Below are 19,133 nucleotides of genomic sequence, written 5' to 3'. Positions count from 1 at the left end.
GAGGTCGAGGCCGGGCGCTACCTCGGCATCGGGTCCCCCGCGGTGGGCGACGCCGCCGCGTCGGCGACCGCCTCGTCGACCGGCACCTCGCCCGGGGCGTCGCCACGACCGCGCAACGGGTAGGACCAGAAGCACACGAACGCGAGCGCGGCGAGCAGCGCCGGCGCGCCGCCGAGGAGCAGCCGCACCCCCGTGGCGACCGAGCCGGCCTGCGTCGGCGCGTTCTCGACGTACCCGCTCGCGGCGAGCACCCCGGCGACGAGGACCGCCTGCACGATCACCGAGCCGCGCACGACGAAGCCGTTCGCCCCGAAGTACATCCCCTCGCGACGCAGCCCGGTCCGCCGCTCGTCGTCGTCGACGACCTGCGCGAGCGCCACCTCCAGCACCTGCATGAGCCCGGCGACGCCGACGCCCACGGCCAGGCCGGCCACCGCCGCGCCCGCCACCGTGGACGGGATCAGGTACAGGCACGTCGCCAGCCCGTAGACCGCGACGACCCACAGCATCGCGGTGCGCGGCCCGACCCGCCGCACGACCCACGACCACCCGAGGATCGACGGGATCGCCGCGACGAAGATCGGCGCGAGCAGGAGCGTCGCGGCCTCCTCCTGACCGCCGAGCACGTACCGGACGGAGAAGGGCACCGTGGCGAGCACGACCGCCGTCGCGCTCTGCAGCAGCAGCGAGCCGAGCACGTACGTGACGAACGCGCGGTTGGCGAACGTGTACCGCAGCTGGTCGGCGAGCCGCACCCCCGCCTCGCGCTCGCGCACCGCGGCCTCGTCGACACGCCGCTCGACCATCCCGGCGAACGACCACACGAAGAACCCCAGGCTCACGACCGCGAGCGCCACCGCCATCCACGTCCACCCGAGCGTCCCGTACAGCAGCGGCGCGCCCGCCGTACCGAGGATCATCCCGACGAGCCCGAACACCTGGCGCGGGGCGTTGCCGCGGGCGCGCTCGGCCGTCGTGCGGAAGATCTCCGGGAACAGCGCCGACACGTTGAGCACGACGACGACGTACGCGACGTCGTAGACCGCGACGACGACGAGGAACCACACGACCAGGCCCGTGGGACCGAGCGGCGGCGGCGTCCACACGAGCGCGAACGCGACGACGAGCGGCACGACCCCCAGCCCGATCCACGGCACCCGGCGGCCCCAGCGGGTGCGACGGCGGTCGGAGGCCGCCCCGACGACGGGGTTGAGCAGCGCGTTGAGGACGCCGTGCGCGACCATCGCGCCCGCGACCCAGCCCGCCGGCACGCCGAGCCGGTCGACGTAGAAGTACACGACGAACGCGGAGAACGTCTGCAGGAGCAGGTTCGCAGGGAACGCCGACGCGCCGTAGGCGACGGTCCGCGCCCGCGTCGGCACGCCGTCCAGGCGCCGGTCCCGCAGCCGCACGAGCCACGTGCCCGACGACGCCCGCGGGGTCGTGCCGAGCGGCGCGCCCGGCCCGCTCACCGCACCGCCGCCACGTCCACCCGCTCACCGCGCTGGACCGCACGCAGGTCGCGCCACCCGGCGCGCACGATCCCCTCGCCCTCGATCACGGCCGCCACGTCCGGGTCGGCGAGCAGCCGGTTCTCGAACCCGCGCTTCGCGGCGGAGTGGTCCACCGCGTCACCGAGCTCGTCGTCGTCGAGCATCGGGTGCAGGTAGACCTCCGTCACCCCGGCGGGCACGCGGCGCAGCAGCTCGAGGAAGCCGGCCTTGACGTCGGCGTAGTCCTCCTCGTGCGGCGTCCCCGCGCCGGCGAGCGTGAACGGGTGCGTCCACAGGCGGTCGGGCAGCACGACGCCGAGGGCGTCCGCCGCGGCCGTGGCCTCGTCGAGCACCGGCTGCAGCCCGCCGGGCAGGTCCATGCCGTCGGTCGTGCGGGGCAGGCGGAACGGCAGGCCGTGGCGGGCGGCGAGCTCGAACACCTGCGGCAGGAACGTCCGGCCCGTCTCCAACCCGTAGACCGAGCCCATGTGGTTGTCCAGGTGCGTGACGTCGACCCCCGCCGCGAGCGCCGCGTCGAGCTGTGCGGTCAGCTCCGCCGCGACGTCCTCGTCGCGGGCCCGGCGCTCGACGGTCGCGACGTCGGCGTGGAAGAACCCCGCGGCGTCGACCAGCGACGAGCCGGTCCCGGTCAGAGGCCGCCACCGGTACCGCGTCCACTCGCTCGTGAGCACGAGGTGCACGCCGACGTCGAGGTGCGGGTGGGCCGCCGCGAACGCGAGGGCGTCGGGCGCCCACGCGCACGGCACCATGACCGTCGCGGAGTCGACGCGGCCGGCGAGCAGCAGGTCCCCGATCGCGCGGTTCGCGGCGCGGCACATGCCGTAGTCGTCCGCGTTGAGGATCAGGACGCGGGCGTCCGGCCCGAGGCCGAGGCGCTCGACGAGCTCCGCCGTCACGACGCCGCCTCGTCCGCGCCGCCGGCGCCCTCGGGCGGCCCGACGTCGGCCGCGAGCGCCGCCCGCAGCACCTCCTCACGCAGCGCGTCGCCCGCCGCGCGCGCGGCCCCGAGCACGACCGCGTCCGTCCCGATCGTCGACGGCACCACGCGCAGGTCGAGCACGGCGATCCGCTCGGCGAGGTAGCGGATCACGCGCTCCGCGAGCGGGGGCCGTGCGGCCTGGTCCGTGAGCACGAACAGCTCGGGCTCCAGGACGAGGGCGACCGACCCGGCGACGACGGCGATGCGCTCCGCGACGACGTCGAGCACGTCGTCCGCGACCACGTCACCGCGCTCGGCGCGGTCCACCACCTCGCGCACGGAGACGTCGTCGGGCAGGCCGTGCTCCTTCGCGATCGCGGTGAGCGACCCGGCGCCCAGCACCTCCGACCCCAGGGGTCGCTCCGGGTGCGGCAGGAACGAGATCTCGCCGGCGCCGCCGCGTGCGCCGCGGTGGAGACGGCCGTCGACGACGATCCCCGCCCCGAAGCCGTCGCCGAGCCCGAGGACGACGAACGTGCGGGCCTCCCGGGCGACGCCGTCGTGCTGCTCGGCGACCGCAGCCAGGTTGAGGTCGTTCTCCAGCCGGACCGGGCAGCCGAGCGCGTCCTGCAGGGCGTCGTGCAACGCCGTCCCACCCTTCTCGAACCCGGGCACCCGACGGACCGTCACGCCGTCGGCCTCCACGATGACGGGCACGGCGGCGACGGCGCGGGTCACCTCGACGGTCGGGGCGGTCTCGAGGCGCGCGGCCACGTCGGCGACGCAGCCCCGGGCGAGCTCGGCCGCGGCCCGGGCACGCGCCGTCGCGCTCGCCCTGACGTCGCGCCGCTCGGCGCGGGCACGCACCGCCCCGGTGACGTCGACGAGCGCGACCCGCACGCGGTCGCGCGCGACGTCGACGCCCAGGCCGAACCCGTGGTCGGTGCTCACCCGGTACCGGGCAGCGGGCTGCCCGGCGGGCGCGGGGTCGGGCCCGGCCTCGACGACGACGCCCGTCCCGACGAGCGCCCGCAGCGTCTGTGCCACGACCGCCCGGGACAGCCCCGTCGCCGCAGCGACGTCCGCCCGCGTCATCGGAGCGCCCGCGGACAGCGCGTCGAGGACCACGCGCGCGGTGAACGAGCGCGACCGAGCGGGAGAGCCGGCGAGCAGCAGGTCCATGCGGTCTCCGTCGACGTGTCGGGAGCTGAGCGGCGGGACGGCGGCGCGTCCCGCCTCCCCGGGGAGACTAGCCAGGGCCTCGACCGTTGTCGACGGCACCTGCCCCGCTGTGGACGACCGCGGCCGCGCCTTCCCGGCCACGCCGCCGGTGGCCTCCGGGCGCCGCCGCGGGACCGCCCCGGCGTCGGGAACCACCCGCCCCGACCGGTGCGTCGCGACCGGCTCCGCCCGGGTACCGTGGCGTCGTGATCCGCCGAGCCATCGCCCGCGCCTACTGGGCGACGAGCCGCTGGACCCTTCGCTCCGAGCCGTACGACACGCGGCGCCCGACGGTGCTCGTCGGGGCCCCGCACACGTCGAACTGGGACTTCGTGCTCATGCTGGCGATCGCGTGGAGCACCGGCATCCACGTGCGCTGGCTCGGCAAGCACACGCTCTTCGCCGGCGCGGCGGGACCGCTCATGCGCGCGCTCGGCGGCATCCCCGTCGACCGGCGCGACCCGGGCCGGGTCGTCGCGGACGTCGTCGCGCGCATCCACGGCGGCGAGGTGTTCTCGCTCGTCGTGACGCCCGAGGGCACGCGCGGCGCCGGCACGTACTGGAAGTCGGGCTTCTACCGCATCGCGCGCGAGGCGGGGCTGCCCGTGACGCTCGGGTACGTCGACCGCACGACGATGACGACGGGCCTCGGCCCGACGATCGACCTCACCGGCGACGTGCACGCCGACATGGACGTCGTCCGGGCGTTCTACGCCGACAAGTCGGGCGTGCACCCGTCGCTGCGCACCGAGCCGCGCCTGCGCGAGGAGGACGACGCCCCCGGCTGACCCGCCACGCCCCGGCCGCGCCGTGAGCGCTGCGTCACCGACCGAGCGCTGCGTCACCGACCGACCGCTGCGTCCGTCGACGCATCGCCCGAGCGCAGACGCAGCACTGAACACCGCAGGAGAGGCCGACCGCTCGTCCACAGCCCCGCGGCACGGCAGCACCGTCCACAGCGCGCCGGCCGACGTCGGCGGCAGCCTGCCCGGCCCGGGGAACCTCAGGGCATGGAACGTCCCGCAGGCGGCAACGCCGACCTTCCCCGCACCGTGCTCGCGCGCGACGTCCCACGTCCCGCGCTCGCCGCAGCGGTGGCCGACGGGACGGCGACCCGGCTCCGTCGCGGCGCCTACCTCCTCGCGACGACCGGCGCGGCCAGGCCCTCCCCCGCGGAGGCACGCACCGCCGCGCTGGCACGGATCGAGGCCGTCTCTCGCCAGCTCGACGGCGCGCACTGGTTTTGCGGGCCGAGCGCCGCGCTGCTGTGGGGCCTGCCGCTGTGGCGGCTCCCGCGCCGGGTGCACGTCGTGCAGCGCAACGTCCCGGGGCGCGGCGCAGGCGCCGACCTCGTCCGGCACCGCGCCGCCGTCGCGCCGGACGACCTCACGACCGTGCGCGGGCTGCCCGTCACGACGCTCGCTCGAACGGTGGTCGACTGCGCCCGCATGCTGCCTCCGCGCGAAGGACTCGTCGTCGCGGACGCGGCTCTGCGTCGCGGCTTCGACGCCGACCTGCTGCGGCGCCGCACGGTCGAGACTCGTGGGCGTGGCGTCGTCCGCGCGAGGGCGGTCCTCGGCGCGGCGGACGGCGGCGCCGAGAGCCCGGGCGAGTCCGTGACGCGCTACGCCGTCCTCCGGCACGGGCTGCCGGCTCCCCGCACCCAGATCCCGGTCCGGACCCGGCTGGGCCGCTTCCGTGCGGACATGGGCTGGGAGGAATGGCGCCTGCTCGTCGAGTTCGACGGCTTCGTGAAGTACGGCGAGCCCGCGGCCGGGGACCCGGCGCGGGTGCTGTTCGAGGAGAAGCGCCGGCAGGACGCCATCGTCGAGGAAGGATGGCGTCTCGTCCGGGTCACGCGCGCGGACCTACGGCGGGAGGACGAGGTCGCGTGGCGCGTCCGTCGGTTCGTGCCCGCGGGCGTCGAGGTGCCCGACGTCGCCCGGCCGGGGCTGTGGTGAAGCGCGGCCCGCTGCCGAGTGCTGCGCCAGCGCGCGGGGGATGCGTCCCGAGACGCATCCCTCCGCCGGTGACGCAGCGCTCGAGGGCGTGGGGCGCCCCCGCGGCAGCGGTCAGGCGCGGCCGCGCAGCCGGTCGATCTCGCGCCGCTCGCGCTTGGTGGGGCGACCGGCACCGCGGTCGCGCACGGCCGGCGGTGCGACGAGCTCGCGCGGCGGCGGGGGTGGGCTCTGATCGGTCACGGCGTCGGCCGCGAGAGCCGCGGAGACGCGCTTGACCAGCACCTTCTCGACGACGAGCACCTTCTCCACGACGCCGCCCCGCACGACGACGCGGTCCCCCACCTTGACGTTCGTCGCCGGCTTCGCGCGCTCGCCGTTGACGCGCACGTGCCCGGCCTTCACGGCCGCGGTCGCCTGCGACCGGCTCTTGAACACGCGGACGGCCCAGAGCCAGCTGTCGACCCGTGCGCTCGTCGTCCCGCTCGTCACCACCCCCCGAGCCTACGAGGGGAGGCGCACGACGTGCGGACGGCACGATGCTGCGGTTCGGCGTGCGAAACCGTCCCGGTCGTGGGAATGTCGTCCCAGGCCGTCCGGAGCGATATATCCGGATAGTCCTGTTCCTCAGCGAGGGAGAAGGAGACTGAGATGGGCATCATCGGCTGGATCGTCATCGGCCTCATCATGGGCGCGATCGCCCGCGCCATCGTGCCGGGTGCGCAGAAGGGCGGCTGGATCGTCACGCTGATCCTCGGCGTCCTCGGCGCGCTGCTCGGCGGGTTCATCGCGTCCGCCGTGTTCGGCACGAACGTCAACGAGGAGTTCTTCGACCTCGGCACCTGGGGCTTCGCCCTGCTCGGGTCGGTCATCGTCGTGTTCATCTGGTCGTGGTTCACGAGCCGCAAGCGCGCCTGACACCCTCCGGCCGTCCCCGACGGCCCCGCACGGAGCGGCCCGGTCCCCCGCGGACCGGGCCGCTCCGTGCGTCCGGGGGGGTGCGGCACGACAGCGGCCCGGGCACCGACGGCGACCAGGGCACCGCGGGCGGGGGCGGCGACAAAACCCTGGACGGCGGCGCGCGGCGCGGGCACCCTGCCCGTATGACCAGCGTCACGCGCACGCTGCCCGAGCTCGGGCTGCCGCCCGGCCTCGTCGTCGTCGAGGCGCCGCACGCCGACGACGCCGACGCGCCCGCGGCCTGGGCGTACCGGGCGGTCGCCGACGTCGACGTCGAGATCGAGCACGAGACGCACGGGAACGCCGACACGGCGCTGTCGGCGCGCGACGTCTGAGCGGCATGCGGCACCAGGAGTACGAGGAGAAGCAGCGCTTCGTCGTCGTCCGGGCGGCCGCCTCGACGCCGCGGGCGCGGACCGCGGTGCGCTGCCGGCGCCGCACGACGTCGTCGGGCACCTCTTCGTATGCCGTCCCCTCACGAGCAACACCCACCTGGGCGAGGTCTACGTGTTCGTGCGCCCCGGCGCGCGGCGCCACGGCGTCGGCACGGCGCTGCTCGCGCTCGGCGAGCGCCTCGCCGTCGACGCGGGGCGCACCGTCCTGTACTCGGCCACGGCGCACGGCACCGAGCCCCCGGCGGGCGAGGGCGCGATCGAGGCGACGACCGGCTCGGGCCGGGTCCCCGTCGACGCGCCGGGCGTGCGCCTGGCGCTCGCGCACGGCTACGCGCTCGAGCAGGTGGACCGGCACTCGGTCCTCGACCTGCCGATGCCGCCCGGGCTCCTGGACCGGCTCGGCACCGCGGCGAGCGCCGCGGCCGGCGACGACTACCGCACCCTCACGTGGACCGACGAGGTCCCGGACGTCTGGGCGGACCAGGTCGCCCTGCTGTTCACCCGCATGAGCACCGACGCCCCCGTCGGCGGCGTCGACTACGGCGAGGACCCGTGGGACGCGCCCCGCGTGCGGACCTGGGTGCGCGAGCGGCAGGAGAGGGGCCACGGCTTCCTCATGACCGTGGCGGAGCACGTGCCGACGCGCACGCTCGCCGCGTTCACGGTCCTCGAGCACCCGTGGGACCGCCCGGCCGTCGTGCACCAGGAGGACACGCTCGTGCTGCACGAGCACCGGGGGCGGCGGCTCGGCATGCACGTGAAGGTCGTGAACCTCCGGGCTCTGGTCGAGGCGCGACCGCAGGCCCGGCGCGTCCACACGGGCAACGCCGAGGAGAACACGCACATGCTCGCCATCAACGTGGCCATCGGCTTCCGGCCGGCCGGCACGTGGGCGTCGTGGCAGAAGCGGGTCGGCGCCCGCAGCCCCGCGCCGGAGACCGCGCGACCGGGGACCGAACGACCGGAGACCGCGCGACCGGACACCGAGCAGCCGGACACCGAGCAGCCGGACCAGGAGAGGGACGCATGAGCGAGCACACCGTCGCCACCGGGGATGCCGGCTCCCCGGTTCCCGGCAGCACCGGGGCCACGACAGCGGCGGGCTCCCCGCGCGTGCGGATCGAGACGGTCGAGGTCCCGGCGAGCCCGGACGACCCCGGGGCGTGGGCGGTCCACGGCACCGTCCTCGTCAGCGAGGCCGTCGACGAGCAGGTGTACGGGCACACCGACCTCTCGCTGGACGCCGGGACCGTGGTCAACTCCGTGGCGAGCGGCGGCTACCGGCGCACGGTGCGCCGCGTCGCCGTCGCCGACGGCGCCGCGCCCGGCAGCCCGGCGCGGCCGGAGGACGTCGTCGGCCGCTCGATGGTGTCGATGCCGCTGGAGGGCGGGACGCACGTGGCGCTCGTCCACGTGGCCGTGCGCCCGGAGCACCGACGCCGCGGCGTCGGCACCGCCCTGTGGGAGGACGCGCTCGCGATCACTCGCGACGCCGGGCGCCACGTCGTCCAGGGCGACTCGTCGTTCGCGCCCGAGCCGCCGCCCGGCCCCGGCGCGCTCGAGGCGCCCACCGGCAGCGGCCGGGTCCCTCGCGACGCCGCCGCGACCCGGTTCGTGCTCCGCCGCGGCTTCACGCTCGAGCAGGTCCAGCGGCACTCCGTGCTCGACCTCCCGGTGCCGGCAGCGCGGCTCGACCCGCTGCGCGCCGCGGCGACGGAGCGCGGCGCGGACTACCGCGTCCACGTCTGGACGGACGACGTGCCGGAGAGGTGGCTCGACCAGGTCGCCGTGCTCGAGACGCGCATGAGCACCGACGCCCCGAACGCCGGCCTCGAGGTCGAGGAGGACCCGTGGGACGCGCAGCGCGTGCGCACCACCGTGCAGGACGTCCACGACCGGGGCCAGGGGTTCGTGATCGCGGCCGCCGAGCACGTGCCGACGGGCACGCTCGCCGGCTTCTCGATGGTCACCTACCCGCTCGACAAGCCCGCGGTCGTCTACCAGGAGGACACGCTCGTGCTGCGCGAGCACCGCGGGCGCAGCCTCGGGATGCTCGTCAAGGTCGCGGTGCTCGACGAGCTCGCCCGGTCCCGGCCGACGGCGCGCCGCGTGCACACGTGGAACGCGCAGGAGAACGACCACATGCTCGCGATCAACGTCGCGCTCGGGTTCGCGCCCACCAGCGTCGACGCCGAGTGGCAGCTGCGGCTCGGCGAGCCGGACGACGGCCCCGGGGCCACGCCGGAGGGCTGACGGGACCGCTCAGCGGATCCCGTCGAGGAACCGCACGACGCGCTCGACGACGAGCGCGGCGGCCTCCGGCTCGTACGACGGCAGGCTGGGGTCGGTGAACAGGTGGCGGTCGCCGGGGTAGAGGAACAGCTCGGCGTCCTGGCTCGCGTCGACGAGCTCGCGCGCAGCATCGACGTCCCCCTCCCCCGCGAAGAACGGGTCGGCGTCCATGCCGTGCACCTGCACGGGCACCTCCGCCGGCCACTCGTCCCCGAACTCCGAGACGGGGATGCACGCCTCGAGGAGCACGGCGCCCTTCGCCCCGGGCCGCGTCTGGGCGAGCGCCTGCGCGGGCAGGACGCCGAGCGACGTCCCCGCGTAGACGAGGCCGGGCGGGAGCCGGTCGGCCGCGGCACGGCCCCGCTCGAGGAGCGTGCCGAAGCCCAGCTCCTCCGCGTGGTCGACGCCCTCCTCGAGGGAGCCGAAGGTCTCGCCCTCGAACAGGTCGGCCACGTGGACCACGTGGCCGGCGTCGCGCAGCACCTGTGCCGTCTCCTCGACGCCGGGCGTCACGCCCAGGGCGTGGTGGAACAGCAGCACCTCGGCCATGTCTCCTCCGTCCCGCGGCGCGCCCCTCGCGCCCACCCGACCATGGTGGTGCCTCCGGCGGGGGCCCGCCGCCCGGACGGGCGGGGTGGGCGAGCGGGGCCGCCGGTCACTAGGTTGGTGCCCATGACCTCTGCGCCCGTGCCTCCGCCCGTCGACGCCACCGCCACCGCGTCCTGGGACGCGCTGACCGCCCACCGCGACGCGCTCTCGCCGGACCTGCGCGCCTGGTTCGCGGCCGACCCCGACCGCGCGCCGCGGCTCACCCACCAGGTCGCGGACCTCACGGTGGACCTGTCGAAGAACCTCGTCACGGACGAGACGCTCGACCTCCTCGTGCGCCTCGCGGAGGAGGTCGACCTCGGCGGCCGGCTCGACGCGATGTTCGCGGGCGACCACATCAACGTCACGGAGGACCGCGCCGTCCTGCACACGGCCCTGCGCCGGCCCGCACCCCTGGGCGACGACCGTCGCCTGGTCGTCGACGGCCAGGACGTCGACGCCGACGTGCACGACGTGCTGCACAAGGTCTACGAGTTCGCCGACCGCGTGCGCTCGGGCGCGTGGACGGGCGTGACGGGCGAGCGCGTGCGCACGGTCGTCAACATCGGCATCGGCGGTTCCGACCTCGGCCCGGTCATGGCGTACGAGGCGCTCCTGCCCTACAAGCACGAGGACGTCGACGTCCGGTTCGTGTCGAACATCGACCCGACCGACATCGCCGAGAAGACGGCGGGCCTCGACCCGCGCACGACGCTGTTCATCGTCGCCTCGAAGACGTTCAGCACGCTCGAGACGCTGACGAACGCGCGCCTCGCGCGCGACTGGCTGTGGACCGAGCTCGACCGGCTCGGCGTTCTGGCGGACACGGACGACGCCCGCCGCGAGGCCGTCTCGAAGCACTTCGTCGCCGTCTCGACGGCGCTCGACAAGGTCGAGGCGTTCGGCATCGACCCGCAGAACGCGTTCGGGTTCTGGGACTGGGTCGGCGGCCGGTACTCGGTGGACTCCGCGATCGGCACGTCGCTCGCCATCGCGATCGGGCCGGAGCGCTTCGCCGAGCTCCTCGCCGGCTTCCACGCGATGGACGAGCACGTGCGCACCACCCCGTTCGCGCAGAACGTGCCCGTGCTGATGGGCCTGCTCAACGTCTGGTACGTCAACTTCCTCGACGCGCACACGCACGCCGTCCTGCCGTACGCCCAGTACCTGCACCGCTTCCCGGCGTACCTCCAGCAGCTGACGATGGAGTCGAACGGCAAGCGCGTGCGCTGGGACGGCAGCCCGGTGACCACCGAGACCGGTGAGGTCTTCTGGGGCGAGCCCGGCACGAACGGCCAGCACGCGTTCTACCAGCTCATCCACCAGGGCACGCGGCTGATCCCGGCGGACTTCATCGCCGTCGCGAACCCGGCGCACCCGCTCGTCGACCGCGTGGGTGACGGCGGCGCGGTGGAGCCCGGCGCCGACGTGCACGCCCTGTTCCTCGCGAACTTCTTCGCGCAGACCAAGGCGCTCGCGTTCGGCAGGACGGCGGACGAGGTGCGCGCGGAGGGCACGGACGAGGCCCTCGTCAGCGCCCGGACGTTCCCCGGCAACCGCCCGACGACGTCGATCCTCGCGCCCGCGCTGACGCCGAGCGTGCTCGGCCAGCTCGTCGCGCTGTACGAGCACATCACGTTCGTGCAGGGCGTCGTGTGGGGCATCGACAGCTTCGACCAGTGGGGCGTCGAGCTCGGCAAGAAGCTCGCGCTCGAGATCGCTCCCGCGCTCACGGGCGACGCGGACGCGCTCGACGCGCAGGACCCGTCGACCGCCGAGCTCATCACGCGGTACCTCGACCTGCGCGGCTGAGACCGGCGTCACCCCGCCCCGGCGGGCGTCGTCGTCGCGCGTGCGTAGACTCTCGCCGACCCCCGTGCGTCCGCGGGACGGTCGCGCCCTCCTGGAAGGAGCCCTGCGATGGCCCCCGTCGCCACCGACACCCTCGTCCGCACGCTCGTCGAGCGCGCGGAGACGGTCCGCGCCGCCTGGCTCGAGGCCGCGGCCGCCGAGCTGCACGGCCGCACCACGCGCGGCGAGCTCGAGCGCGAGCAGTCCGACATCCTCGACGCGCTGCTCGACGGGCTGCGGGCGGGCGGCACCACGCTGTCGGACGCCGCATTCGACCAGCTCCGGGGCATCCTCGCCGACGTCTCCGCCGCGCGCGCCCGCCTCGGCTTCACGCCGCGCGAGACGGCGATCGGCGTGTTCGCGCTCAAGGAGGGCCTGTACCGCCTGACGTCGGACGACGACGTCGCGGTCGACGTCACCCCGCTCCTGCGGCTGGTGGACGACCTGGGCCTGTTCACGTTCGAGACGTACGCCGCGGCGCGCGAGGCGATCATCTCCGAGCAGGCCGAGCAGCTCCTCGAGCTCTCCACGCCGGTCGTCAAGCTCTGGGAGGGCGTCGTCGCGGTGCCGCTCGTCGGCACGCTCGACTCCGCCCGGACGCAGGTCGTCATGGAGAAGCTCCTCAACACGCTCGTGGACACGGGCAGCGAGCACGCGATCATCGACATCACGGGTGTCCCGGCCGTCGACACCCAGGTCGCGCAGCACCTGCTCAAGACGGTCGTCGCGGCGCGCCTCATGGGGGCGGAGTGCACGATCAGCGGCATCCGCCCGCAGATCGCGCAGACCATCGTCGCGCTCGGCATCGAGTTCGGCGACATCCGCACGCGCGCCACGCTCGCCGACGCCCTCGTCGACGCGCTGCGCGCGAACGGCCGGACGGCGTCCGCCGGGGTGCCCGCGTGAGCGACGGCGTCCCGATCCTCAAGATCGGGTCGACGCTGCTCGTCTCGATCCAGGTCGACCTCCAGGACGACACCGCCCTGCGGCTGCAGGAGGACCTCGCGGAGCGCATCACGCGCACCGGGGCGCGCGGCGTGATCATCGACATCTCGGGCCTGGAGATCGTCGACAGCTTCATCGGTCGCATGCTCGCGTCCGTCGCGGCGATCTCCCACGTGCTCGACGCGACGACCGTCGTCGTCGGCATGCGCCCGGCGGTGGCGATCACGATGGTGGAGCTCGGCCTCTCGCTCGGTGACGTCCGCACGGCGCTGGACGTCGAGCGCGGGCTGGCGATGCTCCGGCCCGAGGACCGGTCGGCCGAGGAGATCCTCCTCGCCGCCGCCGAGCGCGAGGAGGGATGACCGCCGCGACGTCGGAGACGGCCGAGCGCCTGCCCGTGCGCGCCGACTCCGACGTGGTCAAGGTCCGCCAGCTCGTCCGCTCGCTCGCCCAGCAGGCGCGGCTGTCGCTCGTCGACCAGACGAAGCTCGTCACGGCGGCGAGCGAGCTGGCGCGCAACACGCTCGTGTACGGCGGCGGCGGGGAGGCGGAGGTCGAGCTCGTGTCCGACGGCGCCCGCACCGGTGTGCGCGCCGTGTTCAGCGACGAGGGCCCCGGCATCCCGGACCTCGACCTCGCGCTGACCGACGGCTGGACGAGCGGCAGCGGGCTGGGTCTCGGGCTGTCCGGCTCGCGCCGGCTCGTGCAGCACTTCGCGATCGACACCGCGCCCGGCGTGGGCACGCGCGTCGAGATCGCCACCTGGTCCCGGTGAGCGCCGGGATGCCCTCGGCCGCCGCCCCGTCCGGCGACGCCACCGTGGTCGTCGAGGACGGGACCTGGTTCACGGTCGACCACCCGTCCGCGGTGGGCGGCGTGCGCCGGGCCGCGAGCGCCGTCGCGCTGCGCCTGGGTTTCGGCGAGCCGCGCGCCGCGGAGGTGGGGCTCGTCGTGTCGGAGCTCGCGACGAACCAGTGCCGCCACGGCGGCGGGGGGACGGTCCACGTCCGCGTCCGCCGAACGGGTGACGAGGCGGTGGTCGAGGTGCTCGCGGTCGACCGCGGCCCCGGCATGCGCGACATCGGCGCGGCGATGCGCGACGGGGTGTCGAGCGGCGGGACGCTCGGCATCGGTCTCGGCACGCTGCCTCGCCTGGCGTCGGCCTGGGACGCGTGGACCGCGCCGGGCCGCGGCACGGTGGTGGCCGCGGCGTTCGCCCGGCACGGCGTCGTGGCGCACCTCGGCGCACCCACGGGCCTGACCCGCGCCATGACCGGGCAGAGCGTGTGCGGCGACGCCTTCGCGACACGCACCGACGCCGGCGGGACGACCCTGCTCGTCGCGGACGGGCTCGGCCACGGCCCCCTCGCCGCCGCGGCGTCCTCCGCCGCGGTGCGCGCGTTCCTCGACGCCCCGGCGAGCCCGCCCGCCGCCCTCGTCCAGCGCGTGCACGCCGCGCTCGGCGGCACACGCGGAGCAGCCGTCGCCGTCGCGCAGCCGGCGGGCGCGACCCTGCGGTACGCCGGTCTCGGCAACATCGCCGGCGTCCTGCACGGCGGCCGCGCCCGCGGACTCGTCAGCCACCCCGGCATCGCCGGCTCGCACGGGCGCGCGCTGCGGGAGACCACGTACCCGCTCGAGGCGGGGGACGTCGTCGTCATGCACAGCGACGGGCTCACCGAGCGGTGGTCGCTCGCCGACTACCCGGGGCTCGCGTCGCGCTCGCCCCTCGTCGTGGCCGGCGTGCTGCTGCGCGACCACGGGGTGCGCCGCGACGACGCGTGCGTCGCGGTGCTCCCGGCGCCGCGGGCGGCAGGCGGTGCCGCGTGAGACCGCCGCTCCTGGTGACGCAGCTGCGCGCCGACACGGACGTGCTCGCCCTGCGCCGGGCCGGGCGCGAGATCGCCCGGCACCTGGGCCTCGACACGCAGGACCAGGTGCGCGTCGCGACGGCGCTCTCCGAGGTCGGGCGCGCGGCCGTCGCGACCGGTCCGGCCGACGTCACGATCACCCTGGTCGCGCAGGGACCCCTCGCGCGTCTGCGGGCGGAGGTGGCGACGGGCGCTCCCCTGCCCGCCGACGGCAGCACGAGCGAGGGCGGCATCCCGGCGGCGCGCCGGCTCGTCGACGGGCTCGACCTCGACGCGGCACGCCGGCGCGTCGTCCTCACCAAGGGCCTCGGCGCCGGTGCCCGGACCGACGACGCGACGCTCGCCGCGGTCCGCCGGTCGGTGAGCGCCGCGCACGCCGCGGACGCGCACGACGAGCTACGCGTGCAGAACGCGGACCTCGTCCGTGCCCTCGACGACCTCACCGAGCAGCAGGAGCAGCTGCGCCGCGTCAACGCCGAGCTCGAGGAGACCAACCGCGGCGTCCTCGCGATGTACGACCAGCTCTCCTCCGAGCTCGAGGAGACCAACACCGGTGTCGTCGCGCTCTACGCCGAGCTCGACGAGCGCGGGCGCGCCCTCACCGCGGCGAACGAGTCGAAGACGCGGTTCCTGCGCAACGTCAGCCACGAGCTGCGCACGCCGGTGAACTCGATCATCGGGCTGTCGTCCCTGCTCGCGGACTCCCACCTCGACGCGGAGCAGGAGCAGCAGGTCGCGTTCGTGCGCGAGAGCGCCCACACGCTCCTCACGCTCGTCGACGAGCTGCTCGACCTGGCGCGCGCCGAGGCGGGGCACGAGGACGTCGACCCGACGGACGTCGACGTCGCCGAGCTTCTCGAGGAGCTGCGCGGGACGACGCTGCCGCTCGTGCGCCACGGGGTCGTGCTCGAGGTCGCCGCCCCGCCCGGGCTGCGGGTCGTGACGGACCGGCGCCTCCTCGCGCGCGTGCTGCGCAACCTCCTCACCAACGCCGTGAAGTTCACGGACGCCGGCCACGTCCGGCTCACGGCCCGGGCCGACGACAGGCCGGGCGACGAGGGCGGCACGAGCGACGGCAGCACGAGCGACGGCAGCGCGGCCGACGGCGCGTCCCGCGGGATCGTCGCGTTCGTCGTCGAGGACACCGGCCTCGGCATCCCCGCCGACCAGCTCGAGGCGGTGTTCGACGAGTTCGTCCAGGTGCCCAACCGCCTCCAGCCCACGGTGAAGGGCACGGGGCTCGGCCTGCCGTACGCGCGCCGGACCGTGGAGGCGCTGGGCGGGACGCTCGTCGCGGCGTCGGACCCGGGCGCCGGCAGCACCTTCGCGGTCCGCCTGCCGTCGCTGACCGCCGCACCGGTCGCGGACCCGCCGCCTCGCCCGCGGCCGCGGACCCCGCCCCGGCGGCCCGTGGGCCGTCGGTCACGTCCTCGTGGTCGACGACGACCGGGCCTACGCTCCGTGCTCGTGTCGATGCTCCGGGACACCGCCGCGCGCGTGAGCGTCGCGCACGACGCGACCCACGCGCTCGCGCTGCTGCGCGACGCCGCGGCCGACGCGGTCCTGCTCGACGTGCGCATGCCGGGCACGGACGGGCTGACCGTCCTGGGCCGGATCGCGCAGCAGAACCCCGGCATGCCGGTCGTCCTCATGTCGAGCGGCCCGCCGCCGCGCCAGCCCGCGGACCGTACGCCCGTGCCGTTCCTGCCGAAGTCGGCGATCGACCGCGAGACGCTCGTCGCGACGCTCCGGCGGGAGACGTCGCCGTGAGCGCGCCCGGCGCCGCCGGTCGGACCGTCCTCGTCGTCGACGACACCCCGGCGCACCGGTACGTCATGGCGAGCTGGCTGCGGCGCGGCGGGTTCGACGTCGTGGAGGCCGGGACGGGTGCGGAGGCCGTCGAGCGCGTGTCCGCGGCGACGGACGCCGTCGTCCTCGACGTCAACCTGCCCGACGTCCCGGGACCCGAGGTGTGCCGGCGGATCAAGGCGGACCCGACCACGGCCCACGTGCCGGTGCTGCACGTGTCCGCGACCGCCGTCGACGCCGCGGCACGGACGGCCGGTCTCGATGGCGGCGCGGACGCGTACCTGCCCGAGCCGCTCGACCGCGACGAGTTCCTCGCGACGATCAGCGCCCTGTGCCGCACGCACGACGCCCAGCGCGGCACGGTCCGCACGGCGCGCCGGCTCGAGTCGCTCGCGTCCGCCCTGGTGCCGCTGCACGAGGCCCGCACGCCGGAGGACGTCGTGGACCGTGCGGCGCGCGGCGCGCACGCGGTCGTCGGCCGGCCGGTGGTGGCCATGGTGGTCGCCGACGCGGGCCTGGTGCTGCGCACCGTCTGCACGTCCGAGCACGGTCCGCTCGTCCGCGGCCGCGGCACCGTGCCCGTCCTCCCGCCCGCCGACGCGGACCACGCCGTCTTCGCGCCCGCGGAGCTCCCGGCTCCGTGGCGGCCTCTGCTGGCCGAGGCGGGCGTCGCGCGCGGGTCGTGGTGGACGTCCTGGCTGGTGGAGCCCGACGGCGCGCTCGTCGGCGGGCTCGGCGTGCAGCTCGAGGACGGGCGCACCGAGCCGTCGCCCGACGACGTCGAGGCGGTGCGGCGCCTCACCGAGGCGACCACCGTCGCCCTGTCCAACCTGCGCACGTTCACCGAGGAGCACCGCCTCGCCCTCGCCCTCCAGCGCACGATGCTCCCCGGGGAGCTCACGGTCCGCGGCGGCGTCGAGGTCGCGGCGCGGTACGAGGCCTCCGCGCCCGGCTCGACGTGGGCGGCGACTTCTACGACGCGTTCGACCTGCCCGACGGGCGGGTGGCCGTGGTGATCGGCGACGTGCAGGGGCACTCGCTGCGCGCCGCGGCCGTGATGGCGGAGGTCCGGCTCACGCTGCGCGCCTACCTGCGCGAGGGGCATCCGGCGGGGCGGGCGCTCGACCTCCTCAACGACGCGCTGCGGCAGGACCACGCGGAGTTCGTGACCGTGTGCGTGTGCGTCCTCGACCCCGCGACCGGGGCTCTGGAGGTGACCGACGCCGGTCACCTGCCCGCGCTCGTCGTGCGCGCCGACGGGGCGGTCGACGAGGTGAAGACGGGTTCCCGGCTGCTCGGCGTGCCGAGCCCCGGCACGCGCCACGCACACGTCGACGTCCTCGCGCCGGGCGACGTGCTCCTGCTCGTCACGGACGGGCTCGTGGAGCGCCGCGGCGCCTCGCTGCGCGCGTCGCTCGACCGCCTCGCGACGGCGGCCGCCGCGGCGGCCGGCTCGCCCCCGGCGGCCGTGTGCGACCTCCTCGTCGCGGCGTTCGACGACGCGGGCCGCGAGGACGACGTCGCCGTCGTGGCCGTGCGCCGCGCCGCCCCGTAGGAGCCCGCGCCGTCACCGCCCCGCGGACGGGACCTTGTCGCGCACGTCCTCGTACCCGGCGTCGACGGGCGGCGTGGCCGGGGCGTAGACGAGGCGGACGACCCCCGTCGGGTACACCTCGGAGCGCAGCAGGGTGAGCGGGTAGCGCGGCTCGCCCTCGTCGAAGAGCCGCTCGCCGCGCCGCGCCGCGACGGGGTGCACGAGCAGGCGCAGCTCGTCCAGCAGCCCGGCGGCGAGGAGCTGGCGGACGACGGAGAGGGAGCCGGGGACGAGGATCCCCCGCATCCCGGGCGTCTCCTTGAGCGCCGTCACGGCCTCGACGAGGTCACCGTCGAGGCGCTCGGCGTTGCGCCACCCGAGGTCCTGGCCGCCCCGCGTCGCGACGACCTTGCGCGTGTCGCCGAGCTGCTTCGCGTACGCGGCGTCCTCCTCGCCCGCCGCCTCGCGGGCCGGCCACGCGCCCGCGAAGCTGTCGTACGTGACCCGCCCGAGGAGCAGGACGTCGACGTCGCGGTAGTCCTCGTCGACGGCGGCGCCCATGTGGTCGTCGAAGTACGGGAAGTGCCACTCCGGGTCGATCTCGGCCACGCCGTCGAGCGAGATGAACAGGGTCGAGACGAGCGTCGCCATGGGAGGTCCTTCCGCCGGGGTCGATGACGGGTGGTGGACCGCCGCACCCTCCGGAACTCATCGGCACCGGAGCTCGTCGGGCGCCGGAGCTCGTCGGCACCGGAGCTCGTCGGCGCCGCCGAGGTCGGGACCCACGGCGGCGCGAGGTGGCGCCGAGGTGGCGCCGGTCAGGCCCGGCGCAGGCCCAGCGCGACGACGGCTCCGACGGCGACGTGCTCGGCGAGCAGCACCGCGACCGACCCCGCGCCGACGCCGCCGAGCGGGCCGAGCAGGGACACGAGCAGCACGACCGCGCAGACCACGAGCCAGGCGCGCTCGCCGCGCCCGGGCGCGTCGCGGCGGACGCGCGCGAGCAGCGCGCGCACGCCCCAGCCGAGGAGCCCGACGATCACGCCGGCGACGACGACGTCGGCGAACCCGACGGCGCGGGTCGCCGCGCCGGAGCGCGCGGCGACGTCGACGCCTGCCGCCGTGCCGGCGAGCAGGACCGCGGCCGCGACCACCGCGGCGGCGAGCGGGACGGACCAGCGGGGCACGCCGCGTCGGACCGGCGACCGGGCAGGGACGGTCCCGCCGGCGCAGCTGGCCGGGACGTGCCGGCGGGCGGGTCCTGCGGACCTGGCGC

Annotated in this window: 21 protein-coding genes; 14 read left to right on the top strand and 7 right to left on the bottom strand. The window is 75.9% G+C overall.

The genetic code is table 11. The features are described 5' to 3' along the window. Nucleotides 1–17 precede the first annotated feature (17 nt). From BJF88_RS08145 to BJF88_RS08135, 3 genes are read right to left on the bottom strand one after another with little or no spacing between them, the layout of a single operon-like run. Nucleotides 18–1,472, bottom strand: a complete 1,455-nt coding sequence (locus tag BJF88_RS08145; RefSeq protein WP_075828450.1) for an MFS transporter — start codon at nucleotides 1,470–1,472, stop codon at nucleotides 18–20. Continuing rightward, on the bottom strand, nucleotides 1,469–2,410 hold the full coding sequence (locus tag BJF88_RS08140; RefSeq protein WP_075828449.1) for a polysaccharide deacetylase family protein: 942 nt from the start codon (nucleotides 2,408–2,410) through the stop codon (nucleotides 1,469–1,471). Before BJF88_RS08140 ends, BJF88_RS08145 begins: the two co-directional genes overlap by 4 nt. Beyond that, a complete protein-coding gene (locus tag BJF88_RS08135) occupies nucleotides 2,407–3,615 on the bottom strand; it encodes an ROK family transcriptional regulator (RefSeq protein WP_075828448.1) in 1,209 nt (402 codons plus the stop codon). Before BJF88_RS08135 ends, BJF88_RS08140 begins: the two co-directional genes overlap by 4 nt. Nucleotides 3,616–3,860: 245 nt before the next feature. Between BJF88_RS08135 and BJF88_RS08130 the strand changes: the two genes are divergently transcribed. Both BJF88_RS08130 and BJF88_RS08125 read left to right on the top strand, forming a co-directional pair. Next, on the top strand, nucleotides 3,861–4,442 hold the full coding sequence (locus tag BJF88_RS08130; RefSeq protein ID WP_075828447.1) for a 1-acyl-sn-glycerol-3-phosphate acyltransferase: 582 nt from the start codon (nucleotides 3,861–3,863) through the stop codon (nucleotides 4,440–4,442). A gap of 222 nt (nucleotides 4,443–4,664) precedes the next feature. After that, nucleotides 4,665–5,615: a hypothetical protein gene (locus BJF88_RS08125; protein ID WP_075828446.1), complete on the top strand. Its 951-nt coding sequence runs from the start codon at nucleotides 4,665–4,667 to the stop codon at nucleotides 5,613–5,615. A 111-nt stretch (nucleotides 5,616–5,726) separates the two neighbouring features. On the opposite strand, the gene BJF88_RS08120 is transcribed toward BJF88_RS08125, so the two are convergent. Continuing rightward, on the bottom strand, nucleotides 5,727–6,104 hold the full coding sequence (locus BJF88_RS08120) for an RNA-binding S4 domain-containing protein (RefSeq protein WP_075828468.1): 378 nt from the start codon (nucleotides 6,102–6,104) through the stop codon (nucleotides 5,727–5,729). A gap of 159 nt (nucleotides 6,105–6,263) precedes the next feature. Here BJF88_RS08120 and BJF88_RS08115 point away from each other — a divergent pair, with 159 nt between their 5' ends. The 4 genes from BJF88_RS08115 (at nucleotide 6,264) to BJF88_RS08100 (ending at nucleotide 9,220) form a co-directional block, all read left to right on the top strand. After that, on the top strand, nucleotides 6,264–6,530 hold the full coding sequence (locus tag BJF88_RS08115) for a GlsB/YeaQ/YmgE family stress response membrane protein (protein ID WP_075828445.1): 267 nt from the start codon (nucleotides 6,264–6,266) through the stop codon (nucleotides 6,528–6,530). A gap of 185 nt (nucleotides 6,531–6,715) precedes the next feature. Beyond that, complete coding sequence (locus tag BJF88_RS08110; RefSeq protein ID WP_075828444.1) at nucleotides 6,716–6,907, top strand: hypothetical protein; 192 nt, start codon at nucleotides 6,716–6,718, stop codon at nucleotides 6,905–6,907. Nucleotides 6,908–6,998: 91 nt separating this feature from the next. Then, a complete protein-coding gene (locus BJF88_RS08105) occupies nucleotides 6,999–7,997 on the top strand; it encodes a GNAT family N-acetyltransferase (RefSeq protein WP_369824521.1) in 999 nt (332 codons plus the stop codon). After that, on the top strand, nucleotides 7,994–9,220 hold the full coding sequence (locus BJF88_RS08100) for a GNAT family N-acetyltransferase (protein WP_139315975.1): 1,227 nt from the start codon (nucleotides 7,994–7,996) through the stop codon (nucleotides 9,218–9,220). Before BJF88_RS08105 ends, BJF88_RS08100 begins: the two co-directional genes overlap by 4 nt. A 9-nt stretch (nucleotides 9,221–9,229) precedes the next feature. Here BJF88_RS08100 and BJF88_RS08095 read toward each other — a convergent pair whose 3' ends face one another. Further along, nucleotides 9,230–9,808 carry a dienelactone hydrolase family protein gene (locus BJF88_RS08095; protein ID WP_075828441.1) on the bottom strand — a complete coding sequence of 193 codons (579 nt, stop codon included), beginning with the start codon at nucleotides 9,806–9,808 and terminating at the stop codon, nucleotides 9,230–9,232. A gap of 123 nt (nucleotides 9,809–9,931) precedes the next feature. Here BJF88_RS08095 and pgi point away from each other — a divergent pair, with 123 nt between their 5' ends. From pgi to BJF88_RS19570, 8 genes are all read left to right on the top strand, one after another. Next, nucleotides 9,932–11,659, top strand: coding sequence for a glucose-6-phosphate isomerase (gene pgi / locus BJF88_RS08090; protein WP_075828440.1), 1,728 nt, complete (start codon nucleotides 9,932–9,934; stop codon nucleotides 11,657–11,659). Nucleotides 11,660–11,767: 108 nt separating this feature from the next. After that, entirely contained in the window at nucleotides 11,768–12,604 is an 837-nt protein-coding gene (locus tag BJF88_RS08085; protein WP_075828439.1) for an STAS domain-containing protein, read from the top strand. Beyond that, nucleotides 12,601–13,005 carry an STAS domain-containing protein gene (locus BJF88_RS08080; RefSeq protein ID WP_075828438.1) on the top strand — a complete coding sequence of 135 codons (405 nt, stop codon included), beginning with the start codon at nucleotides 12,601–12,603 and terminating at the stop codon, nucleotides 13,003–13,005. Before BJF88_RS08085 ends, BJF88_RS08080 begins: the two co-directional genes overlap by 4 nt. After that, nucleotides 13,002–13,418, top strand: a complete 417-nt coding sequence (locus tag BJF88_RS08075; protein ID WP_075828437.1) for an ATP-binding protein — start codon at nucleotides 13,002–13,004, stop codon at nucleotides 13,416–13,418. Before BJF88_RS08080 ends, BJF88_RS08075 begins: the two co-directional genes overlap by 4 nt. Continuing rightward, on the top strand, nucleotides 13,415–14,473 hold the full coding sequence (locus BJF88_RS08070) for a SpoIIE family protein phosphatase (protein WP_222843960.1): 1,059 nt from the start codon (nucleotides 13,415–13,417) through the stop codon (nucleotides 14,471–14,473). Before BJF88_RS08075 ends, BJF88_RS08070 begins: the two co-directional genes overlap by 4 nt. Continuing rightward, nucleotides 14,470–16,284, top strand: a complete 1,815-nt coding sequence (locus BJF88_RS08065) for an ATP-binding protein (protein WP_139315974.1) — start codon at nucleotides 14,470–14,472, stop codon at nucleotides 16,282–16,284. The genes BJF88_RS08070 and BJF88_RS08065 overlap by 4 nt, the downstream gene beginning before the upstream one ends. Continuing rightward, nucleotides 16,281–17,339 carry a response regulator gene (locus BJF88_RS19915; protein WP_083648984.1) on the top strand — a complete coding sequence of 353 codons (1,059 nt, stop codon included), beginning with the start codon at nucleotides 16,281–16,283 and terminating at the stop codon, nucleotides 17,337–17,339. Before BJF88_RS08065 ends, BJF88_RS19915 begins: the two co-directional genes overlap by 4 nt. Then, nucleotides 17,282–17,878, top strand: a complete 597-nt coding sequence (locus BJF88_RS19570) for a PP2C family protein-serine/threonine phosphatase (RefSeq protein ID WP_158068907.1) — start codon at nucleotides 17,282–17,284, stop codon at nucleotides 17,876–17,878. The genes BJF88_RS19915 and BJF88_RS19570 overlap by 58 nt, the downstream gene beginning before the upstream one ends. Before the next feature lie 12 nt (nucleotides 17,879–17,890). Here BJF88_RS19570 and BJF88_RS08055 read toward each other — a convergent pair whose 3' ends face one another. Both BJF88_RS08055 and BJF88_RS08050 read right to left on the bottom strand, forming a co-directional pair. Beyond that, the gene (locus BJF88_RS08055) at nucleotides 17,891–18,508 is read right to left on the bottom strand and encodes a dihydrofolate reductase family protein (protein ID WP_075828435.1); all 618 of its coding nucleotides are present in this window, start codon (nucleotides 18,506–18,508) and stop codon (nucleotides 17,891–17,893) included. Between the two features lie 167 nt (nucleotides 18,509–18,675). Next, a partial coding sequence (locus tag BJF88_RS08050; RefSeq protein ID WP_255371885.1) for a DUF6069 family protein occupies nucleotides 18,676–19,133 on the bottom strand: 458 nt, incomplete at its 5' end.

The organism is Cellulosimicrobium sp. CUA-896 (assembly GCF_001942335.1).
Lineage (GTDB): Bacteria > Actinomycetota > Actinomycetes > Actinomycetales > Cellulomonadaceae > Cellulosimicrobium.
This window is presented reverse-complemented; position numbering and strand designations above follow the sequence as displayed.